Source organism: Kribbella koreensis (assembly GCF_039525325.1).
Lineage (GTDB): Bacteria > Actinomycetota > Actinomycetes > Propionibacteriales > Kribbellaceae > Kribbella > Kribbella koreensis.
On the sequence record NZ_BAAAHK010000007.1, the window covers coordinates 177,089 to 199,005 of the forward strand.

General features: G+C 68.3%; 18 protein-coding genes. 7 read left to right on the forward strand and 11 right to left on the reverse strand.

The window, feature by feature from the left end; genetic code table 11:
- Positions 1 to 220 precede the first annotated feature (220 nt).
- The 3 genes from ABD116_RS14700 to ABD116_RS14710 form a co-directional block, all read right to left on the reverse strand.
- Positions 221 to 3,562, reverse strand: coding sequence for a S8 family serine peptidase (locus tag ABD116_RS14700; protein ID WP_343969106.1), 3,342 nt, complete (start codon positions 3,560 to 3,562; stop codon positions 221 to 223).
- 167 nt (positions 3,563 to 3,729) lie between these two features.
- Positions 3,730 to 3,999, reverse strand: a complete 270-nt coding sequence (locus ABD116_RS14705) for a DUF3017 domain-containing protein (protein WP_343969108.1) — start codon at positions 3,997 to 3,999, stop codon at positions 3,730 to 3,732.
- Positions 3,999 to 4,865 carry a bifunctional methylenetetrahydrofolate dehydrogenase/methenyltetrahydrofolate cyclohydrolase gene (locus tag ABD116_RS14710; RefSeq protein ID WP_343969110.1) on the reverse strand — a complete coding sequence of 289 codons (867 nt, stop codon included), beginning with the start codon at positions 4,863 to 4,865 and terminating at the stop codon, positions 3,999 to 4,001. Before ABD116_RS14710 ends, ABD116_RS14705 begins: the two co-directional genes overlap by 1 nt.
- 100 nt (positions 4,866 to 4,965) lie before the next feature.
- Here ABD116_RS14710 and ABD116_RS14715 point away from each other — a divergent pair, with 100 nt between their 5' ends.
- From ABD116_RS14715 to ABD116_RS14725, 3 genes are all read left to right on the forward strand, one after another.
- Positions 4,966 to 5,520, forward strand: a complete 555-nt coding sequence (locus ABD116_RS14715; protein ID WP_343969111.1) for a TetR/AcrR family transcriptional regulator — start codon at positions 4,966 to 4,968, stop codon at positions 5,518 to 5,520.
- 82 nt (positions 5,521 to 5,602) lie between these two features.
- Positions 5,603 to 7,774, forward strand: coding sequence for an MMPL family transporter (locus tag ABD116_RS14720; protein WP_343969113.1), 2,172 nt, complete (start codon positions 5,603 to 5,605; stop codon positions 7,772 to 7,774).
- Between the two features lie 367 nt (positions 7,775 to 8,141).
- The gene (locus tag ABD116_RS14725) at positions 8,142 to 9,128 is read left to right on the forward strand and encodes a pirin family protein (RefSeq protein WP_343969115.1); all 987 of its coding nucleotides are present in this window, start codon (positions 8,142 to 8,144) and stop codon (positions 9,126 to 9,128) included.
- Positions 9,129 to 9,201: 73 nt separating this feature from the next.
- On the opposite strand, the gene ABD116_RS14730 is transcribed toward ABD116_RS14725, so the two are convergent.
- Entirely contained in the window at positions 9,202 to 10,479 is a 1,278-nt protein-coding gene (locus ABD116_RS14730; protein WP_343969117.1) for a glycoside hydrolase family 18 protein, read from the reverse strand.
- A 218-nt stretch (positions 10,480 to 10,697) separates the two neighbouring features.
- Between ABD116_RS14730 and ABD116_RS14735 the strand changes: the two genes are divergently transcribed.
- A complete protein-coding gene (locus ABD116_RS14735) occupies positions 10,698 to 11,579 on the forward strand; it encodes a hypothetical protein (RefSeq protein WP_343969119.1) in 882 nt (293 codons plus the stop codon).
- 22 nt (positions 11,580 to 11,601) lie between these two features.
- Positions 11,602 to 11,973 carry a peptidase inhibitor family I36 protein gene (locus tag ABD116_RS14740; protein WP_343969121.1) on the forward strand — a complete coding sequence of 124 codons (372 nt, stop codon included), beginning with the start codon at positions 11,602 to 11,604 and terminating at the stop codon, positions 11,971 to 11,973.
- Positions 11,974 to 12,035: 62 nt separating this feature from the next.
- Here the strand turns inward: ABD116_RS14740 and purH are convergent, their stop codons facing one another.
- The 3 genes from purH to ABD116_RS14755 all read right to left on the reverse strand — a co-directional run bounded on the left by purH (position 12,036) and on the right by ABD116_RS14755 (position 15,561).
- A complete protein-coding gene (gene purH / locus ABD116_RS14745; RefSeq protein ID WP_343969123.1) occupies positions 12,036 to 13,595 on the reverse strand; it encodes a bifunctional phosphoribosylaminoimidazolecarboxamide formyltransferase/IMP cyclohydrolase in 1,560 nt (519 codons plus the stop codon).
- On the reverse strand, positions 13,592 to 14,224 hold the full coding sequence (purN, locus tag ABD116_RS14750) for a phosphoribosylglycinamide formyltransferase (protein WP_343969125.1): 633 nt from the start codon (positions 14,222 to 14,224) through the stop codon (positions 13,592 to 13,594). The genes purH and purN overlap by 4 nt, the downstream gene beginning before the upstream one ends.
- A 92-nt stretch (positions 14,225 to 14,316) precedes the next feature.
- Positions 14,317 to 15,561: a cell division protein PerM gene (locus ABD116_RS14755; RefSeq protein ID WP_343969127.1), complete on the reverse strand. Its 1,245-nt coding sequence runs from the start codon at positions 15,559 to 15,561 to the stop codon at positions 14,317 to 14,319.
- A 162-nt stretch (positions 15,562 to 15,723) separates the two neighbouring features.
- On the opposite strand from ABD116_RS14755, the gene ABD116_RS14760 reads away from it, so the two are divergent.
- On the forward strand, positions 15,724 to 17,067 hold the full coding sequence (locus ABD116_RS14760) for a hypothetical protein (RefSeq protein WP_343969129.1): 1,344 nt from the start codon (positions 15,724 to 15,726) through the stop codon (positions 17,065 to 17,067).
- 43 nt (positions 17,068 to 17,110) lie between these two features.
- Here the strand turns inward: ABD116_RS14760 and sucD are convergent, their stop codons facing one another.
- On the reverse strand, positions 17,111 to 18,001 hold the full coding sequence (sucD, locus tag ABD116_RS14765) for a succinate--CoA ligase subunit alpha (RefSeq protein WP_343969131.1): 891 nt from the start codon (positions 17,999 to 18,001) through the stop codon (positions 17,111 to 17,113).
- Positions 18,002 to 18,014: 13 nt separating this feature from the next.
- Positions 18,015 to 19,190 carry an ADP-forming succinate--CoA ligase subunit beta gene (gene sucC / locus ABD116_RS14770; RefSeq protein WP_343969133.1) on the reverse strand — a complete coding sequence of 392 codons (1,176 nt, stop codon included), beginning with the start codon at positions 19,188 to 19,190 and terminating at the stop codon, positions 18,015 to 18,017.
- 183 nt (positions 19,191 to 19,373) lie between these two features.
- Between sucC and ABD116_RS14775 the strand changes: the two genes are divergently transcribed.
- Positions 19,374 to 21,014, forward strand: coding sequence for a glycoside hydrolase family 13 protein (locus ABD116_RS14775; protein WP_343969135.1), 1,641 nt, complete (start codon positions 19,374 to 19,376; stop codon positions 21,012 to 21,014).
- Between the two features lie 55 nt (positions 21,015 to 21,069).
- Here ABD116_RS14775 and ABD116_RS14780 read toward each other — a convergent pair whose 3' ends face one another.
- Positions 21,070 to 21,192 carry a hypothetical protein gene (locus ABD116_RS14780; protein ID WP_343969137.1) on the reverse strand — a complete coding sequence of 41 codons (123 nt, stop codon included), beginning with the start codon at positions 21,190 to 21,192 and terminating at the stop codon, positions 21,070 to 21,072.
- Positions 21,193 to 21,257: 65 nt separating this feature from the next.
- The gene (locus ABD116_RS14785) at positions 21,258 to 21,800 is read right to left on the reverse strand and encodes an RICIN domain-containing protein (protein ID WP_343969139.1); all 543 of its coding nucleotides are present in this window, start codon (positions 21,798 to 21,800) and stop codon (positions 21,258 to 21,260) included.
- Between the last annotated feature and the right edge of the window lie 117 nt (positions 21,801 to 21,917).

Below are 21,917 nucleotides of genomic sequence, written 5' to 3' on the forward strand. Positions count from 1 at the left end.
AGTTCCAGTCGTCTTCGTCGCCTGCGCCGCGCCAACACTATGGCGTCTTACGGTCCAGACCGGTTGGTCATTCTGCCCTGTAGATGGGGCACGCCCAGCTGGAAGTTGCCTGTTCGGCCTGCAAGAACATGCAAAGTTCGCCCGGCCGACAACGAAGAGACCCCCGGAGGCGTCCGGGGGTCTCTCGCAGTGATCAGCTCAGTTCACTGGGTAGTGTTTCTCACCGGAACTGGTACGCCCCGATGGTGATCTGGTCCGTCGTGTTGCCGGCGGCGTCGGCCAGCTGGGCCTTCAGCGAGATCGCGCCGCCCTTGGGCGTGACGAAGATCGCTTGATATCCGGCGCCTTTCCGTACGACGACGGCCGGCTTCCAGGTCTTGCCGTCGTCGCCGGAGACCTTCAGCTCCAGCTTCTTCACGGCCGGCAGCCTGGTACTTCCGGCCTGTGCCGTCAGATGAATCGGCAGCACGGTCACGGTCGACCGCTTCACCGTGTTCCTGCTGTCGACCGCAGGCGTGTAGCCCACCGTCCGCAGCGGGATCGCTTGCAGCTTGCCGGACCCGGCCGAGCCGAAGGTGAAGATCAGCTCGGTCCTGCTCGACTGCTTCAGCAGCGACGACCGGTCCAGCGAGGTGACGTACTTGTACGCCGCCTTGCCCGCCGGCAGGTCGCTGACGACGAGATCGCCGAACCACCCGGACTCACCGGCGAGTTGCCCGTTCCGGTAGAGCTTGCTGCTCTGAGTGTCCGCGGCGGTGACTCCGGAGTTGCCGTCGGCGTCCGTGCTCGAGTAGATCCCGAGCGCCAGCTCGTTGCCCGTCCGTGTCGCGTAGAGCGGCGTCGGCGCGAAGACGGCCGCATTGAACCGCGCCTGGTACGACTTGCCCGCCTTGAAGGTGTTGATGGGCGAGGTCAGCCGGGTCACCGTGATCGGGAACGGATCGTCCGGGTCGGTGCTCGGCATGATCTCCGACACCTCGGTCTCCCAGCCGGCCGGCGCGGGATCGACGTACAGCTTCGTCCTGGCCGGCAGGTCGAAGGGCACGATCGGCGTCCAGGCACCGCCGAGGCCGGGCGCGTGGGCGTAGACCGTCCGCTCGGCCTGGCGGTCGGCGGTGGCGTTGATCGACTGCGTCACCGTCGCCAGGTCCTTGGCCCGGACCGTGCGTTCGAAGCCGTCGAAGAAGACATCCGGCTTCGTGTTCACCAAGGCGTACAGGTACGGCGTATTGGTGAACCTGCCGTCGGTCAGCTGACCCCAGTCGGAGACGACATGCGAGGACATCTGACCGGCCGGAGCCGGGCCGCCCAGGTTGGCGGTGTGCAGTCCGTCGAAGTCGAAGGCCAGGATGCTCGAGCTCAGGCCGCCCGTCTCGTCCGTGCCTTCCCGCTCGTAGCCGATGTCGGCCAGGAACACCTTGGCGTCCTTGTCCGGAACCGTGGTGACCACCGGCTTGGTGGTCCGGGCATCGAACACGACCGTCTTGTCGCTGGTCAACTTCAGCAACGGCTGGACGACCGTGTAGGAGTCGTAGGCGTCCGAGTCCGGTCGCTCGACCGTCTGGTCACCCTGCAGCAGGTAGTCGCCCTTGGGCAGCCGGACCTTCGACGTACCGCTGGGGTCGCCGTAGAAGTCGAACCAGGGCGACGTGACGCCGAAGACCAGGGCACCGCCGTCAGCGGACGGCTTGCCGTCGGGACCGACCTGGTTGAGGGTCAGCGTGTAGCTCTCGACCTCCTTGTTCACCCCGATCGGGGAGACCACGGATGCACCGGCCGAGGTCGCGGTGACCCGGCCGGAGTACAGGCCGTCCGGCCCGCTGTTGTTGGTGTTCGAGGTCGCCTCGACAGTCGCGGTACCACCGGCAGGCACGGTCACTGACGACGCGCTCAGCTTGATCGCGCCGGTGGGAGCCGGGGCGCCGGTCGAGTCGGCCAGCGAAGCGGACAGCGCCAGCGTCACGGCCTGGTCGCCGAGGTTGCGATAGGTGATCGTCTTGGTCACCGGGGTGTCGTCGGTGTGCGGCCATTGCGCAGTACCGAACGAGACGCTGCCCGGCTCGGCGATGACGGACTGCTTGATCGCCCTCGCGACGTCGATCCGGCCGGCGCCCTGCTCGAACGCGGACTGGTCGGCGGCGACCTTGGCCGACGCCATCAGCGCGCCCTTGAGCTCGGTCGCCTTCCAGCTCGGGTGTTGCTGCGCCAGGATCGCGGCCGCCCCGACGGTGTGCGGGGTGGCCATCGACGTACCGGACAACCGCAGGTACTTGTCGCCGACCGGTTCGCCGATCACGCCGTCCTTGGCCCGGGCCGCGACGATGTCGACGCCGGGCGCGGTCACGTCGGGCTTGAGCGCGCCGTCCCCGGTTCGCGGTCCGCGGCTGGAGAAGTAGGCGAGCTTGTCCTGCTTGTCGACCGCGCCGACGGTGAGCGCGGCGTCCGCGCTGCCCGGCGACTCGATCGACCCGGCGCCCGGGCCGCTGTTGCCGGCCGCCACCACGAACAGCGTCCCGGTCTGCGCGGTCAGCCGGTTGACGGCCTCCTCGATCGGGTCGAGCTCCGGGGTGTCCTGACCGCCGAGGCTGATGTTGACGACCTTCGCCTTCACCTCGTTCGCGGCCCACTCCATCCCGGCCAGGATCGCCGAGTCAGGGCAGCCGTCGAGCTGGCAGACCTTGCCGTCATACAGCTTCGCGTCCGGTGCGACGCCCTTGTACTTGCCTGCGGACGCGGCAGCGGTACCGGCGATCGTCGAGGCGACGTGGGTGCCGTGCCCGACATTGTCACCGGCCGGGCCGTCGGTGAAGTTCTTCGCGCCCGCGACCTGAGTGGCCAGGTCCGGGTGGGTGGCGTCGATCCCGGTGTCGAGCACCGCGACCGAGACACCCTTGCCGGTGTAGCCCGCCTTCCAGGCATCGGGTGCGCCGATCTGCGGGACGGACTGGTCCAGCGAGAGGTGCCGTTTGCCGTCCAGCCAGATCTTGTCGATCCCACTGGCCGCCCTCGCCGATCCTGCCTCCGCCAGGAAACTCGCGGTGGCCGCCTTGTCCACCTTGAGGGCCGCGCCGTTGATCACCGGCAGGTTCCGGCTGACGGTCGCACCGGCGGGAGCGGACCGTTTCGCATTGCCCTGATAGGTGACGACGAGCGGGATCACCTTGCTCGACTTGTCGTCGTACCCGGCCCTGATCAGCCCGGCGACGTCGAAGAGCCGGCTGTCGAGCCGGCCCGATGCCACCGCCGCGCTGACGTCGGACGGAATCACCAGTAGCCGGTCCTGCTGCCGGGTCGCTCGGAACGTCACGCCACGCCGCCCAGGTCCCGGCTGGATGGACGCCTTCGCGGGGTCGCCGCCTTGCAGCGTGACCTTGTCACCTGTGAGCAGGGTGACGACCCGGTCGGCTGCGTTCACCTTGCCTGTTGCCTTGGCTTCCGGCTCGGCGCTTGGTGCGGTGCCGCTCGCTTGTGCTTGCCCGACGGCGGTGACGCCCAGGCTGAGCACGGCCAGCGAGACGACCGCGGTCAGCCCGAGCCGCCGCGATCTGGTTCTCGATCTCACGATGAGTCCCTCCCAAGTTGTTGTCCTCAACAGGTGCCGCCCGGTGACCTCACAGTGCGGATTCAGGGCGACACATAGGGTGAGACGCATTGCTCGCGCGCAGCGTTGCTCGGCCGGCCGACATTGACCCGATCGGGTCAGGACCGGCAGACCAATGCCTCAGATCGTCAGTTGGGCACGATCAGGCCGAGGATGGCGATCGCGGCGCCGACGCCGAGCAGCAGGGAGATGTCGAACATCCGGCCGCGGACCCGGAGCAGGCCGGCCGCGCTGTCACTCAGGCTGAGCCGGAGCAGGGCGGCGAACAGGACGCCGCCGGCGAAGATCAGCACGCCGTTGCGCCAGTTGTAGAAGGTGAGGACGACCAGGCCGGTCATCGCGACCAGCCCGGACATCACCAGCGGCCACTCGGAGCGCCGCTCGGCCGGGGCTGCCATCACCCGGCGCTGGCTGCCTGGGCAGCCTCGGCTGCCTCGACGACGTTGGTGAGCAGCATCGCCCGGGTCATCGGGCCGATCCCGCCCGGCATCGGCGCGATCCAGCTGGCCACCTCGCGGGCGGCCTCGTCGATGTCGCCGACGATCTTGCCCTCGGCGTTGCGGCTGGTGCCGACGTCCAGCAGGACGGCGCCCGGCTTGACCATGTCGGCGGTGATCAGCCCGGCCGAGCCCGCGGCCGCGATCACGATGTCAGCGGTCCGGACGACGCCGGCCAGATCCTTCGTGCCGGTGTGGCACTGGGTCACGGTCGCGTTCTCGGACCGCCGGGTGAAGAGCAGGCCCATCGGCCGGCCCGCCGTGACGCCACGGCCGACGACGACCACATGGGCGCCGGCGATCGGTACGTCGTACCGGCGGAGGATCTCGACGCAGCCCTTGGGGGTGCACGGCAGCGGGCCGTCCTGGCCGAGGACCAGCTTGCCGAGACTCATCGGGTGCAGGCCGTCGGCGTCCTTGGCCGGGTCGATCAGGCCGAGGATCTCGTTGGTGTCGACGTGCTTGGGCAGCGGGAGCTGGACGATGAAACCGGTGCACTCCGGGTTCTCGTTGAGCTCGACCACCTTGGCCGCGATCTCGTCCTGGGTCGCGGTGTCCGGCAGCTCGACCTGGATCGAGGAGATCCCGACCGCCGCGCAGTCGCGGTGCTTGCCGGCCACATAGGCCCGGCTGCCCGGGTCGTCGCCGACCAGGATCGTGCCGAGCCCGGGCACCACGCCCTGCTCGGCGAGTTTGGCCACCCGGACCGCCAGCTCGCTCTTGATCGCCGCCGCAGTCGCTTTTCCGTCCAGAATCTCCGCCGTCACAACACCGGAGTCTGCCAGGCCCGGCGCGGCGGGCGTGAACTGGAGCACAATCCTGACCGATCGGTTGAAAACTGGCCGACCGGTCAGGATGATGGATGGCATGGCAGCTACCAGCAGCGTTCGGGACCGGACCCGACTCGAGATCGTCCAGCAGGCGATGACCCTGTTCCAGGAGAAGGGCTACAACGCCACCTCCCTGCAGGACATCGCGACGGCGGCCGGCTGCTCGAAGGCGACCGTGCTCTACCACTTCAGCGACAAGACGGGCGTCCTCGTCGCCGTCCTCGAGCCGTCTCACGCGGCACTGAGCAAGCTGGTCGCGGAGGCGTCGGCACTGCCGGCCGCTGAGGCGCAGGAGCTGGCCATCGGCCGGTTCGTGGAGCTGGCGGTCGAGTTCCGCGGGCTGATCAGCGTGCTGCAGGACCTCTTCGGGTCGCTCGGCGAGATCCCCGAGTTCGGTGGGCTTGTCACCGAGGGGCTCCGGCTGACCGAGCTGCTGGCCGGTGGTACCGGCAACCAGCTCGAGCTGGACGTCGCCAAGTTCGCCATCAACGGCCTGCTCGGCGAGTGCCGTCATCCCGGCGAACGCACCGACGCCGAACTGCACGAACTCTGCGACACCGCGCTGCGCCGGCTCCTCCGGCCACCGGCCTGACCACCATGCCCCGGGGCCCGCGTGACGTACGCCCCGGTTCCATCCCCTGCCAATCCCGCTCCAGCGAAACGGACGCATTCTGATGGCCAATCTCCTGTACCGGCTCGGCCGGTTCTCCTACCAGCGGCGGCGGCTCGTCGCGGCGATCTGGACCTTCGTCCTGGTCCTGCTCGGCGTCGGCGCGCTGACGCTGGGCGGCGGTACCACGAACGCCTTCTCGATCCCCGGGACCGAGTCGCAGCGGGCGCTGGACGCGTTGCAGAAGGACCTGCCGGCCGCCAGCGGCGCCTCGTCGTCGGTGGTCGTCAAGGCGCCCGAGGGCAAGACGTTGATGGACCCGGCCGTGAAGGCGGCGGTCGGCGCGACGGTGGCCAAGGCCGCGAAGGTGCCGGAGGTGATCGCGGCGATCGATCCGTTCACCAGCAAGGCGATCAGCCCGGACGGTACGACGGCGCTGATCAGCGTCCAGTTCGACAAGCCGGCCGACGAGCTGTCCAAGGAGAGCACGCAGGCCTACGACAACCTGAAGTCGCTCAGTTCGGGTGACCTGCAGGTCGTGCCGGGTGGGCAGATCGTCGGCGGGCCGCCGGAGATCGGCTCGACCGAGGCGATCGGGGTCGCGGTGGCGGCGCTGGTCCTGGTCATCACGTTCGGCTCTCTGGTCGCGGCCGGGATGACGTTGCTGACCGCGCTGCTCGGCGTACTGGCCGGGATGGCCGGGTTGTTCATCGTCACCTCGTTTGTGGATGTGTCGTCGACGGCGCCGATCCTGGCCTTGATGCTCGGGCTGGCGGTCGGGATCGACTACGCGTTGTTCATCAGCTCGCGGCATCGGTCGCAACTGGCGGCGGGGATGGAGATCGAGGAATCCGTTGGCAGGGCGACTGCTACGGCTGGGTCTGCGGTGATGTTCGCCGGGGCGACCGTGGTGATCGCGCTTGCTGGGTTGAGTGTTGTGGGGGTTCCGTTCCTGACGGCCATGGGGTTGGCGGCTGCCGCGACGGTGCTGACCGCGGTACTGGTTGCGTTGACTCTGGGGCCTGCGCTGCTTGGCTTCATGGGGCGTCGGGTGCTGCCGCGGAAGACTCGCAAGGTTGCGGTTGCTCCGGTGGTCGAGGGCTTCGGCTTCAAGTGGGCGCGGCTGGTGACGCGGTTCCGGATCCCGATTGTTGCCGTGGGCATCATTGGGCTCGGGGTGCTGGCGATTCCGACGCAGGACATGCGGTTGGCGCTGCCGGATGGGGCGTCGGCTGCGGCCGGTACGAACCAGCGGGTCGCGTATGACCTTGCTGCGACGGCGTTCGGGCCGGGGTCGAACGGGCCACTGGTCGTGGTCGTGAAGAGCGACAACGCGGCGACGTCGGCTGCTGCTGTCGACCAGGTGATGGGGAAGGCCAAGGGGTTGGCCGACGTGATCGCCGTACAGCCCGGGCCGGGCAGCAAGGACGGCTCGACGCGGCTGGTCACGGTGATCCCGAAGAGCGGGCCGGCATCGGAGCAGACCGCCGATCTGGTGAAGGACCTGCGGACGGCGATCCATCCGCTGGAGGCCGGTGGTACGACGGTGTCGGTCACCGGTAACACCGCGGTCGGGGTCGACGTGTCCAACAAGCTGACCAATGCACTGCCGGTCTACCTGCTCGTCGTGATCGGGTTGTCGTTCCTGCTGTTGCTGCTGGCGTTCCGGTCGATCCTGGTGCCGCTGAAGGCGACGCTCGGCTTCCTGCTGACGATCGGCGCGACCTTCGGCATCACGGTCGGGGTGTTCCAGAAGGGCTGGGGCGCGTCGCTGCTCGGCGTCGACTCGCCCGGACCGTTGGTCAGCTTCCTGCCGATCATCATGATGGGCATCCTGTTCGGGCTGGCGATGGACTACGAGGTCTTCATCGTGTCCCGGGTCCGCGAGGAGTTCGTCCACGGCAAGCACGCCACCGAGGCGACCATCCAAGGCGTGGGCCACGGAGCCAGGGTCGTCACCGCCGCGGCCCTGATCATGGCCGCCGTCTTCGCCGGCTTCATCCTGGTCGAAGACCCGATCATCAAGACCATCGGCTTCGGCCTGACGATCGGCGTCCTGATCGACGCCTTCGTGGTCCGCATGTCGATCGTCCCCGCCGTCCTCTCCCTCCTCGGCGACCGAGCCTGGTACTTCCCCAAGTGGCTCGACCGCCTCACCCCCAAGGTCGACATCGAAGGCGAGTCCCTCAACCCGGCCAAGAAGCCGGAGGAAAAGGAACTGGTCACCGTCGACTGACCCCACCAGAACCGGCAACACCCCGCCAGAACCGGCGACCACGAACACCCAACGGCGACCTCGAACACCGCACGGCGGGTTTGAACACCCAACGGCGGGCTTGAACACCAAACGGCGGGCTTGAACAAGTTATTACGTGTTCAAGCCCGCCACTCCATGTCCACGGTCGCCACTTCCCGTGCGAGCCCACCAGTGGTGGGCTCGGACAGGCAGCGGAGGGTCTGGACAAGGTGCGCCTTGTTCAGACCCTCCGTTTCTTGTTCATGCCCACCAGATGTGGGCTTGGACAGGAAACGGAATGCGGGAGGGGTTGTCGGGGTTGAGTCGGATAGTTTATTCTTTAACTACCTCGACCTAGGAGAGCGACATGCCTGCCGTCACCGTCAGCGACATCACCGTCCTGCCGCGCGTTCACCAGCCGGATCCGGCGGTGGCCACTGAGCGGAAGGTTCGGTCGGTCACTTCCGCGCCCAGCGGGTACGAGGGCGAAGGGTTTCCGGTACGCCGGGCCTTCGCGGGTGTGGACATGAAGGATCTGGATCCGTTCATCCACATGGACCAGATGGGTGAGGTGGAGTACGCGCCAGGCGAGCCGAAGGGCACGCCGTGGCACCCGCACCGCGGGTTCGAGACCGTCACCTACATGCTCGACGGGATCATGGAGCACCAGGACTCACAGGGTGGCGGTGGCGTCATCTCCAACGGGGACACCCAGTGGATGACCGCCGGTAGCGGGCTGCTGCACATCGAGACGCCGCCGGAGCACCTGGTGCTGAGCGGCGGGCTCTTCCACGGGATCCAGCTCTGGGTGAACCTGCCCCGGGCACAGAAGTGGGCGGCACCGAAGTACCAGGACATCCGTGGTGGCGACTCGGCACTGCTGTCGACCGCCGACGGCGGCGCGCTGATCCGCGTCATCGCAGGCTCGGTCGACGGGCATGAAGGCCCCGGCTCGACCAACACCCCGATCACGCTGGTGCACGCGACCGTCAGCCCGGGAGCCGAGATGGTGCTCCCGTGGCAGCCGGACTACAACGCGCTCGTCTACGTCCTGGCCGGCCAGGGCACGGTCGGCGCCGAGCACCGCCCGATCCGCAAGGGCCAGCTGGCGCTCTTCGGCCCCGGCGACATCATCCGTACCGCCGCCGCCCTCTCCCAGCCGCAGGCCGAGCCCAACCTCGACGTACTGATCCTCGGCGGCCGCCCGATCCGCGAGCCGATCGCCATGGCCGGACCGTTCGTGATGAACACTCGCGAAGAGGTCATCCAGGCCTTCGAGGACTTCCAGGCCGGCAAGCTCGGCTCCATCCCGGCCGTCCACGGCCTCGGCACCGACCTGCACGAGTCCAACTGACACTCCACGACAACGGACCCGCGGCTCGACACCCCAAGCGCGGGTGTCGAGCCGGTCCGTTTCGGTGGTGCGGCTAGCGGAGGTTGCGGTGCAGGGCGGTGATCAGTTCGCCGCTCGAGGTGTCGCCGTCGAGGGACCAGATCATCGCGCCGCCGAGGTTGCGATCGGAGATGTAGCGGGCCTTGCGCTTCATCTCCGTCGGGTCGTCCCAGGTCCAGAACGTCGTACCGTCGAACAGCCAGGCGAAGCCTGCCAAGTTGTCGCGATGGATGGTGAACCCGGCGAGCTTGGCCTTGAGGTCGCGGTAGTCCTCGGTCCCGGCCTCGAAGCGGGACGGAGCCGGCCCGGTCGCGGGCTGGAACAGTCCGTTGTTCTGGTTGGTGACGCCGGTCCAGCCGTGCGAGTAGAACGGCACGCCCATCACGAGCTTGTTCCGGGGCGCGCCGCGGCTCAGGTACGAGTCGATGGTGACCTGCGAGCTGAACTCCGGCGTGGTCGGGTCACCCTTCGGGCCGTCGATCGCGGACTGCTGGTTGGTCAGCGGCTCCCACGTGCCGTGGTAGTCGTAGCCCTGGGTCGTGCCGAAGGTGAGGTCCTTGAAGATCTTCGGGACCTCGAAGCCGCGGTCGATCATCGCCGGGTTGGCCGGCAGGAACGCGGACAGGGTGTACCGGCCGCTGAACGGCCACGAGGCGCGGTCCAGCTGCTTGCGGTACTCGTGCACGAAACCGGTGAAGTTCTCCTTGTCCTCCGGCCTGATCACGTTGCCCGGGTTGCCTTCGCTGGCCGGCCACTCCCAGTCCAGGTCGACGCCGTCGAAGATGCCCTTCGCGGCACCGGCCGGAGCGCCCGGCAGGTTGCCCTTGATCCACATGTCCAGGCAGGACTTCACGCTCGCGGCCCGGTTGGCCGGGAGCGCGGCGTCGGAGAAGTACTTCGACCCGGTCCAGCCGCCGAGCGAGATGCTGATCCGCAGCTTCGGGAACTTCTTCTTCAGTTGCCGGAGCTGGTTCAGGTTGCCGGACAACGGCTGGCCGGCCACGTCCGCCGTGCCGTCGACGCTCTGCTCGGCGGTGAACGGCCGCTGGTAGTCGGCCCACGGGTCACTGCTGATGCAGTTGCCGGAGGCGTCCAGGAAGCCGAACGCGTAGTTCAGGTGGGTGAGTTTGGCGGCCGTACCGTTCTTGACCAGGTCGCTGACCAGGAAGTTGCGGTCGTAACCGCTCCACTGGGTGTAGTAACCGACAACACGCTTCTGACTGTGGGCCTCGGCGGGCACCGCGGTCAGGCCCACAGGGACCACGACCGCGGCTGCCACGAGCAGCGCGAGACTCCGACGTTTCACCGACATGCTTCTCCCCAACGGGCGGGTGGAGGGACAGTTGCCTCACCCTAGGTCGGCCCGAGTTATTTAGGCAATGTCTCTAATGAAAGCAAATTCCTTCCTCACCTCCACCTGCGGGAGCGCTTTCTTACCGTGCCGGGTCGACGAGTCAGCTGCCATGACATCAGTTCGACCAGTGTCGAACTGTGTGCTCTCCGTGAGGTTGGCCGCCTAGGGTCCCAGCCATGTCGACCAAGCGTCTCGCCCCGGCCTTCGTCGCGGTTCTGCTGGTGCTGGCCGGCACCGTCCTCGTCCTGACCCGCTCGAACAGCGACAGCGCCCCGGCCACCGCGGCCATCACTGCAGACGACCAAGCCCTGCTGTACAAGGCCGAACAGCGATTGATCAAGCAGTGCATGGCCACTGCCGGCTTCCGGTACGACGAACGCCCGGTGCCGACCCCACGCACCGAGCGGCGGTTCCCGTACGTCATCGACGACATCACCTGGGCCAAGGCCTACGGGTACGACGACCCGGACCCGGCGTCGCCCACCCCGAACCCGAACACCGTCTATGCCAAGGCGCTCCCGGCGGAGCGGGCCAGGATCTACGAACGCACCCTGATCGGCTCGGGGAAGCAGATCTCGTTCGAGCTGGGCGACGGCAGCCGCATCTCGACCAGCGACCAAGGCTGCCTGGCCACCGCGCGCCGCGAGCTGTACGACGACCTGCCGCGCTGGTTCCGCGCCCGCCGGACGACGGACGGCATCGTCTACCTCGTCTATTCCCTGGTCCACCACGACGAGCGCTTCGCCGCCGCGATGAAGGAGTGGGCCGCTTGTGTGCGCGGCCGTGGCTACCCCGTCGACGACCCGGGCGAGCTCACCGGGCTGGTCGAGCAGCGGGCGAAAGGCCGGGGTCAGCAGGCGATTCGTACCGCGGAGATCGCGGGCGCGGTGACCGAGGCGACCTGTGCGACCACGACCTCGCTGGCGCGGGTCGCCCGCGAACTGCACGCGGACTACCTCACCAAGACCACCGCCGGCCACCGGCGGGAGTTCCAGGAGCTCCAGCAGCTGGAACGAGCCGCACTCCCGCGGGCCGCCACGGTCCTCGGGCCTTCGTGACCACTCCAAGAAAAGAGAACGCATGCGCTCACTCGCCCTGAAAGTGATGGCCTTCCTGGCCGTCCTCGTGCTGGCCGGCACCGTCTCGGTCAGCTCCGCCAGCGCCAGCCTGGACCAATGCCCGCGCGGCTTCTTCTGTGCCTGGTCCGAGGACGACGCCACCGGGCGGTTCGCCCAGTGGGAGTTCGACGACAGCAACTGGACCGACGATCTGATGCACGACGACGCCGACACCATCTACAACAACGGTTCGCCCGGCACGTACGACGACGTCGAGGTCTTCTTCGACGTGAACTACCGGACGCTCGCGTTCTGCCTACCGCAGGGCGAGTGGCGGGACTGGTCGATGTCCGACAACGACTACGACTCGCACCGCTGGCGTTCGGGCTGCTGAACCTGACGCGGACAGCCCCCTTGCCTCGCCGTTGCTGGAGGCAAGGGGGCTGTCCGGCGTACTCAGTGGAAGAAGTGCCGGGTGCCGGTGAAGTACATGGTGACGCCGGCCTTGTTCGCGGCCTCGATCGCGAGGTCGTCGCGGATCGAGCCGCCGGGCTGGACTACGGCCTTCACGCCGGCCTCCAGCAGTACCTCGAGGCCGTCCGGGAACGGGAAGAACGCGTCGGACGCGGCCACTGATCCTGCAGCTCGATCGCCCGCACGGGAGACGGCCAGCTTGCAGGAGTCGACCCGGTTGACCTGGCCCATGCCGACGCCGACCGAGGCGCCGTCCGAGGCGAGCAGGATCGCGTTGGACTTGACCGCGCGGCAGGCCTTCCAGGCGAACTCGAGGTCGGCCAGCACCTGGTCGGAGACCGCCTCGCCGGCCGCGAGCGTCCACTTCGACGGGCTGTCGCCCTCGGCCTGGAAGGCGTCCCGCGCCTGCATCAGCAGACCGCCGCTGACGGCCCGGATCTCGACCGGCTGGTCGAAGCTCATCGGCGGGCAGACCAGCAGCCGGATGTTCTTCTTGGCCTGCAGGATCTCGGCCGCGCCGTCCTCGAAGGCCGGGGCGACCAGCACCTCGGTGAAGATCTCCGCGACCTGCTTGGCCAGCTCGACCGTGACCGGGCGGTTGGTGGCGATCACGCCGCCGTACGCCGAGACCGGGTCGCACTCGTGCGCGCGCCGGTGTGCCTCCGCGATGTCCTTGCCGACCGCGATGCCACACGGGTTCGCGTGCTTGATGATCGCGACGGCCGGCTCGCTGAAGTCGTACGCCGTCCGCCGGGCCGCGTCCGCGTCGACGTAGTTGTTGTACGACATCTCCTTGCCGTGCAACTGCTCGGCCGACGCCAGGCCCGTGCGGCCGTTGGTGTAGAGCGCGGCCGGCTGGTGCGGGTTCTCGCCGTAGCGCAGGACGGCCTTCTTGTCCCAGGCCGCGCCGATCCAGGCCGGGAAGCCCGAGCCCTCGCTGCTGTCGGTGAGCACGTTGCCCATCCAGGAGGCGACGGCGACGTCGTACTCGGCCGTGTGCACGAAGGCCGCAGCGGCGAGCTTCTTGCGCTCGTCCAGCGAGAAGCCGCCCTCGTCGAGCACGGTGTAGACGTCGGCGTACTGCTCCGGGGACGTCACGACGGCGACGTTCGCGTGGTTCTTGGCCGCGCCGCGGACCATCGACGGGCCGCCGATGTCGATCTGCTCGACGCACTCGTCGACCGAGGCGCCGGACGCGACCGTCTCGCTGAACGGGTACAGGTTGCTGACCAGCAGGTCGAACGGCTCGACCCGCATCTCGGCCAGCTGCTCGACGTGGTCGGGCTTGCGGACGTCGGCGAGCAGCCCGGCGTGCACCTTCGGGTGCAGCGTCTTGACCCGCCCGTCCAGGCACTCGGGGAAGCCGGTCAGGTCCTCGACCTTGGTGACCGGTACGCCGGCCGCCGCGATCTTCGAGGCGGTGGAGCCGGTCGACACGATCTGGACCCCGGCGTCGGACAAGGCCTTCGCGAGCTCCTCCAGACCGGTCTTGTCGTAGACGCTGATCAGCGCCCGGCGAATCGGCCTGCGGTCGGTGCTCACTTCAGTCGAACCTTTCGTCCGGTGATGGTCCAGCCGTTGCGAACCAGCTTGCCGACCCACTCCACCAGCTGGCGGCGCTCGTCGTCCTTGATCCGCTCGGTCAGGGTTTCTTCGGTGTCGTCATCGAGAACCGGTACGACGACCTGGCTGATGATCGGCCCGGTGTCCACCCCGCCGTCGACGAAGAACAGCGTCGCGCCGGCCACCTTCACGCCGTACGCGAGCGCGTCGCGCGGTCCGTGGATGCCGGGGAACGCGGGCAGCAGCGCGTTGTGGGTGTTGATGTAGCGATCCCCGAAGCCGGCCAGGAAGTCGTCGCCGACCAGCTTGAGGAACCCGGCCGAGACGACCAGGTCAGGCTTGTACTCGGCGACGGAGGCCGTCAGGGCGCGATCCCAGTCGGCCCGCTCGGCGTAGTCCTTGACCTTGTGCACGAAGGTCGGCACTCCCGCCGCCTCGGCCCGATCGAGGCCGGCGATACCGTCCCGGTCCGCGCCGACGGCCACCACCTGGGCGCCGTACGCCGGGTCCGCGGAAGCGTCCAGCAGGGCCTGCAGGTTCGAGCCGGAGCCCGAGATGAGCACGACGAGGCGTGCGGGCTCAGGCGTTGGCGCAACCGGATCTGTCACTCGGCAAACCATATCGTCAGCGACCGCACAGACCCGAATCCGGGCAGCTCGGCCGCCTCCGCCCACCGTGCCCGGGCGCGGGCCCGCTGGGGCTACCCGGCTGGTTGCGGACGGCGGGCTGTTACGGCTGCTGCGGTGATTGCGGCGCCGATCGCCATCCCCGCCATCAGCACTCCGGCCGCTGGGATCGCGCCCGAGACGCCGACCTGAGCCATCCGGCCCGGCCCGGCAGCGCCGCCCGACAACAGCATCAGCACCATCAGCACGATCCCGGCCAGCAGGGCTGCGATCGCGCCGCGCAGAGCGAAGGCATCCCAGCCCAGTACGTCCGAGTCCTCCGCTGCCATCCCACGACGGGCGACCACGAACCCGGCCATCACTCCAGCCAGTAGCGGCACCAACGCCGTCAGCACGAGCAGGTACGTCGGGGTGGCGCCATCAGCCGGTACTGCGGCCAGCAACGGCAGCGCGGGCAGGTTGCCGACGGTCACCCCGGTCGGAGCGATCGTCGTACCGACTCCGAGCTGGAAGCCGGGGCCCGCGAGGAACGCCACGACGTACAGGATCACGTTGGGCAGGAGCATCAAGCAGATGGCAAAGAGCACCACTGAGCCCACCACGCCGGCGTCGAGCAGCTCCAGCATCGAGGTGACGCGGGAGAAGTGGACTGCCAGCAGTACGGCGTACAGGAGGCTGGCGACGGCCACGATCGTCAGTACTGCGGCCGCAGCGGCAGGGATCACGTCACGCAAGCCCTGTGGCGTGGCGTCAGCTATGTCGCTGGCAGCTCCGGACTCGACCAGTATCCCCGCTGTGCCCGCGATGAGCGCCAGTGTGGCGGCACCGAGGAACGCTGTCGCGGGGGAGACCTTCACCGTGCCGTCAGAGGTCAGGAGCGCGATGATCAGCGCACCCAGCCCGTAGGTGACAGCGAGGACTCCGGATGCCATGGCGAGGTCTTTGGTCTCGTCTGCCCCGCTGACCCGGGCAGTGAAGCGCCCACCGCGGTACAGGCACCAAGCGAGGAACAGGGTCAGGCCCAGCGGAGCAACGCTGAGCCGTGCGTCACCAAGAGTCGCACCTGCCTTGTGAGCGACCAACCACACAGTGGCACCGGCCCTGACCGCACCAGCCGCTCCACCGAAGGCCGCGGCCAGCCAGCCGACCACTGCGACGGCAGCGCAGGCCAGTAGTCCGGTGAGCAGGCAAGCACCTGCTCCAATCACCGCCGAGACGATCACCGGCTTGGTCGGTGCAGTGGCGTCGGGCTGGGCGGGCCCGGGCGCCTGGTGAGATCCGCCGTCACGGGCGCCCGGACGGCTCAGCATGTCGGTCATCTACCACCATCGTCACTCGCAGCCTGGACGCCGCTCGTTCTGACACGCCGGATATGGAAGACTTCGGCACTGCTCGCTCTCTGTTATTTGCTTGGACTCGGGGTGGATGACGACGGACCACCAGGTACCGTCGGGTGGAATCAGTCTGGAGGTCAAGAACTAGTGACCGGTTCCCACCGCGCCTCGCGGGGCGGCAGTCGTGCCGCCGCCCGGGAGGCACGCCGTCAGCAGACGCGCCGACGGAACCAGTTGATCGGTGCCGGAGCGGCCGCGCTGCTCGTCATCGGCGGCGGCGGTATCGCGGCGGTGAACGCCTTCGGTGGCAGCGACTCCCCCGGCGACGCCAAGTCCGGCAACAAGGACGACGGCCCGGGCGGCGGCGACTCGGGCCTGCTCGGCGACGCCAAGGTGCTGCTCGACGGTACGGCGGCCAAGCAGCTCGCGCCCGCCTCGGGCGCCTGGGCCGTCGCGAGCACCGACGACGGCAGCAACGCCCCGGACAAGGCCTTCGTCTGCCAGTCGCAGCGGTTCGCCGACCCGGCCGGGATCCGGACCTGGATCCGCAACTTCAAGAACCCCTCGACCAAGGAGACCGCGGTCCAGTACGTCGAGGTCTCCAACGACGAGGCGGCGGCCGGCAAGGCGTACAGCACGATCACCGGCTGGCTCAGCGCCTGCAACACCCCGCAGATCCGGCTGGTCGCCAGCTACACGACCGCCGGCCTGGGCAGCAAGGGCGTGGTGGCCGTCTTCGGCCAGCCCGGCGACAAGTCGAACAAGTACCGCACGATCAGCGTGAGCACCGCCGGTCAGGCGACGATGGTGGTCGAGTTCGACACCACCGCCAAGACCCCGCCGAAGCCGGACACCGTGATCGCGACGGCGGGCGCCGGGCTGCAGCGGATCTGCGCCGAGGCCAAGTGCACGACCGGGACGCCGACGGCCACGCCCGGGCTGCTGCCGACCACCGAGCCGCCCGGGTTCATGGCGCCGATCGACCTGCCGGTGCTGCCGAGCATCGACAAGCCGTGGGTCAGCACGTCCGGCACGACGCCGAAGGGCACCGGCTGCGAGACCGACAAGCTCGACCTGAAGAAGGCCAAGCCCAAGTCGTCGAAGTCGCAGACGTACGTCGTACCGGAGGCCAAGGTGCCGGCCGAGTTCGGGCTGGACACGATGGTGGTCTCCTTCGCCAGCCCGGCCGCGGCAGGCAACTACGTCAGCGCGATCCGCAAGGCGGTCGACAACTGCAAGAAGACCCAGTCGAACGCGACGGTGAAGCAGACCGGCGACGTCGCGCTGGGCAAGAGCATCACCGGCGAGAGCTGGCGCGCGTCGTACGAGACCGGCAACGACAAGACCTTCACCTACCGGATCGGGATCGCGGTGTCCGGCTCGCGGGCCGTCTACGTGCTCTACCCGGTGCTGGAGGATCTGGACATCACCAACGCGGGCTTCAACGAAGTACTGATCCGGGCCGCCGAGCGGTCCGCCGCCTACAAGTAGAAAAGGCCCCCGGGGAGATCCCCCGAGGGCCTTTCCGGCAGTACTACATGGTGAGTTCCTGCATGATGCCGCGCATCAGGTTGGCGGTCTCGGTCGGCGTCTTGCCGACCTTCACGCCGACGGCCTCGAGGGCCTCCTTCTTGGCGGCCGCGGTGCCCGACGAGCCGGAGACGATGGCGCCGGCGTGCCCCATCGTCTTGCCCTCCGGGGCGGTGAAGCCGGCCACGTAGCCGACGACCGGCTTGGTGACGTTCTCCTTGATGAACGCCGCCGCCCGCTCCTCGGCGTCGCCGCCGATCTCGCCGATCATCACGATCGCGTCGGTCTCCGGGTCGTCCTGGAACGCCTGCAGCGCGTCGATGTGGGTGGTGCCCACGATCGGGTCACCGCCGATGCCGATCGCGGTGGAGAAGCCGAAGTCGCTCAGCTCGTACATCATCTGGTAGGTCAGCGTGCCCGACTTCGACACCAGGCCGATCCGGCCGGCACCGGCGATGGTGGCCGGGATGATGCCCGCGTTGGACTCGCCCGGCGTGATGATGCCGGGGCAGTTCGGGCCGATGATCCGGGTGGTCCCCGACGCCTGCGCGGCGGCGAAGAACGCGGCGGTGTCGTGCACCGGTACGCCCTCGGTGATCACGACGACCAGCGGCATCCCGGCCTCGATCGCCTCCATCACCGCGTCCTTAGTGAACTTCGGCGGGACGAAGATGACCGACACATCGGCGCCGGTCTCCTTGATCGCGTCCGCGACGGAGCCGAAGACGGCGACCGCCTTGCCGTCGAAGTCGACCGACTGGCCGGCCTTGCGCGGGTTCACGCCGCCGACGATGTTGGTGCCCGAGGCAAGCATCCGGGTGGTGTGCTTGGTGCCTTCCGAGCCGGTCATGCCCTGGACGATGACCTTGCTGTCCTTGGTCAGGAAGATAGACATCTGCTCTTATCCCTTACTTCGCTGCCAGCTCGGCGGCCCGCTTGGCGGCGCCGTCCATCGTGTCGACCCGCTCGAGTCCGGCCAGGCCGGCCTCGTCGAGGATCCGGCGGCCCTCCTCGGCGTTGTTGCCGTCCAGCCGGACGACCAGCGGCTTGGTCACGGCCTCGCCGCGGGCGGCCAGCAACTGGAACGCCTGCACGATGCCGTCGGCGACCGCGTCACAGGCGGTGATGCCGCCGAAGACGTTGACGAAGACGCTCTCCACCTGCGGGTCGGAGATGATGATCTCCAGGCCGTTCGCCATCACCTCGGCGGACGCGCCGCCACCGATGTCGAGGAAGTTGGCCGGCTTGACGCCGCCGAACTCCTCACCGGCGTACGCGACGACGTCGAGGGTGCTCATCACCAGGCCCGCGCCGTTGCCGATGATGCCGACGGAACCGTCGAGCTTCACGTAGTTCAGGCCCTTGGCCTTGGCCGCCGCCTCCAGCGGGTCCGCGGCCGACGAGTCGGCGTAGTCGGCGAACTCGGGGTGCCGGAAGTCGGCGTTCTCGTCCAGCGAGACCTTGCCGTCCAGCGCCTCGACCCGGCCGTCCTTCAGCTTGACCAGCGGGTTGACCTCGACCAGCGTCGCGTCCTCGGTCAGGAAGACCTCGTACAGCTTGACGATCTCCGGCGCGACCGCGTCGATGATGTCGGCCGGGTAGCCGGCCTCGGTCGCGATCTCGCGCGCCTTCGCCTCGTCGACGCCCTTGGCCGGGTCGATCGAGATCTTGGCGACCGCGTCCGGGTTCGTGTGCGCGACCTCCTCGATCTCCATCCCGCCGGCGGCCGACGCGATGCAGAGGTAGTTGCGGTTGGCCCGGTCGATCAGGAAGGAGAAGTAGTACTCCTCCGCGATCGCGGCGGCCGGCACGATGTTCAGCGTCTTGACGATGTGACCCTTGATGTCCAGACCGAGGATCTCGCGGGCGCGCTCTTCGGCCTCGTCCGGGTTGGCGGCCAGCTTGACGCCACCGGCCTTCCCTCGGCCGCCGGTCAGCACCTGGGCCTTGACGACCACTGTGCCGCCGCCGAGCTTCTCGGCCGCGGCGCGGGCTTCCTCGGGCGTGTGGACGACTTCACCCACCGTCGTCCCTACACCGTGCTTGGCGAAGACAGTCTTCGCCTGGTACTCCATCAGATCCACGAGTGTGGTCCCTCTCTCGCCTGTTCGAGTTAGGCCGCGGCAGGCTGCGGTGCTAGAGAGGCACGGTCGCCGGCGCGTTCCGTCGGCCTGAGACTAGCCACCTCTTGCCTTGCCGCGACAGTCGGGGTAGGCGCTGAGACGACCGTCACAGCTTGCTTGCGCACCCGTGAAAGGCTGGTTGCCATGACAGAACAAGCGACCAGACCAGCTGACGACTGGTGGCGTAGTGCCGTCGTCTACCAGGTTTACCCTCGGTCGTTCGCCGATGCGGACGGTGACGGAACGGGTGACGTGAACGGCATCCGCGCCCGGCTGCCGTACCTGGCCGACCTCGGCATCGACGCCATCTGGATCAGTCCCTGGTACCCGTCCCCGCTGCTCGACGGCGGCTACGACGTGTCCGACTACCGCGACATCAACCCGGAGTTCGGCACCCTCGCGGACGCCGACGCGCTGATCGCCGAGGCGCACGCGCTGGGGATCCGGATCCTGATCGACCTGGTCCCGAACCACTGCTCCTGGGAGCACCCGTGGTTCAAGGCGGCGCTGGCGGCGGGCAAGGGCTCTCCGGAGCGCGACCTGTTCTGGTTCCGGGACGGCAAGGACGGTGGGCTGCCGCCGACGAACTGGCCGGCCGCCTTCGGTGGGGGCGCCTGGCAGCAGATCGAGGACGGCCAGTGGTACCTGCACATGTTCGACATCTCGCAGCCGGACTGGAACTGGGACCACCCGAAGGTGATCGAGGAGTTCGACTCGATCCTGCGGTTCTGGTTCGACCGGGGTATCGACGGCTTCCGGATCGATGTCGCCGACTCGATGGCGAAGGACGCGTCGCTGCCGGACGTGACGCTCGACCCCGACGGTCAGCCGACCCGGGACAAGTATGTCGGCAATCCGTTCTACGACCAGCCGGGAGTGCACGCCATCCACCAGCGGTGGCGGGCGATCGCGGACGAGTACGCCGACACCCCACAGGGGCCGCGGGTCTTCGTTGCGGAGGCCTGGCTGTCCCCGGCCGAGCGGCTCGCGCAGTACGTCCGGTCGAACGAGTTGCATTCGGCGTTCAACTTCGATGTGCTGCGGGCCGCCTGGGACGCGAAGGAGTTGCGGCAGGTCATCGACTACACGACGGAGAGCCTGTGGGCCGTTGGGGCTCCGGCGACCTGGGTGCTGAGCAATCACGACACCGTTCGGCACCGCACCCGGTATGGGCGGGATCAGCGCGATGCGTTGGAGGGTGCGGGCGTAGTACCGGTTGATCTGGCGCTGGGGCTTCGCCGGGCCAGGGCGGCCGCGCTGCTCGAGCTGGCGTTGCCTGGTGGCGCGTACATCTACCAGGGCGACGAGTTGGGTCTGCCTGAGGTGGAGGACCTACCGGTGGAGGTGCTGGACGACCCCACCTGGGAGCGCTCGGGTCATACAGTCCGGGGCCGCGACGGCTGTCGGGTACCGATCCCGTGGAGCGGCAGCGAACCGCCGTACGGCTTCGGTACCGGGGAAGGCCAGCCGTGGCTCCCGCAACCGGCCGACTGGGCACCCCTGACGGCAGAGGCCGAGGCAGCCGACCCGAACAGCCACCTGGCGCTCTACCGAGCAGCGCTCCGCATCCGCCGCTCGGAGGAAGCCCTGGGTGAAGGCCGCCTCACCTGGGACCTGGACGCGCCCGACGGCGTCCTCTCCTTCACCCGCGACCCCGGCTTCCAGTGCGTGGTCAACCTGACCGATGCCGCGATCGACCTCCCCACAGGCGAAGTACTACTGGCCAGCGAGCCCCTCACCGACAACAAACTGCCGGTGGACGCCACCGTCTGGCTCAAGGTCTGACAACGACCGAAGGGCCGGACCCAACCTCGGGTCCGGCCCTTCGCTCATTCCTCACTCAACGCTTCTCGTCGCGATCCCGCCGGTCCTGCTCGTCACGGGCGCGACGCTCCTGCTCTTCGCGGTCCCTGCGGTCCCGGTCCTCTTGATCGCGCTTGTTCCGGTTGTCTCCGTAGCTCATCTGCCACCTCCAGCGGCTAGGCCTCCGACCATACGCCGGTGGGTGGGTTGAGCCGGTACCCGACCTCAGGGGGTATCGAAGTAGACCTTGTTCCACAGTTGGTAGCCGGATCCGTTGCAGGCCAGGTTGTAGACCGCTCCCCCGGCGTTGCTGTCCAGGCAGTGCTGGCTGTAATAGGTGAACTCGGCGCCGGTGATATGCCCTTTCCAGAGCTGGTGATAGTCCGCCCGGTTGCACGCCTTCGCCGAAACCAGTCCGGTCGCCGAACCGGCCCCGATCACATATTGCAGGCAGCGCCCGGTGGCCACGTTCCAGATGTATTGCAGAGCGGTGTTGTCGAAACGCCATTGCTGGTAGGTGCTGCGACTGTTACAGGCCCGCGTGTAGACGGTCCCGGCACTGTTCGATTCCAGGCAGAGCTTCGTCTGCCGATTCTGGAACAGCGCGCGGTAGTAGCTGACCTGGGGAGTAGTCACACCGGTCACCGTTCCGCTTCCGGTCTGCGCCGCCGGGGCGGACACGGCCGGCATCGCCTCCACCAGCGCGACCATCAACACCGTCAGCGCCGCCATCGACACCAACCGGAGAATTCGCCGTGAATTGCGCATCAAATCATCCTTTCCGGATATTTTCTGGCTATTCGAATGCCGGCTCCCACAGCGTAGGTAGTCGCCCTGGCCCCGGCAACGGCAGAAATCTGCAGGTTGCTGCAAATGCGCACGAAA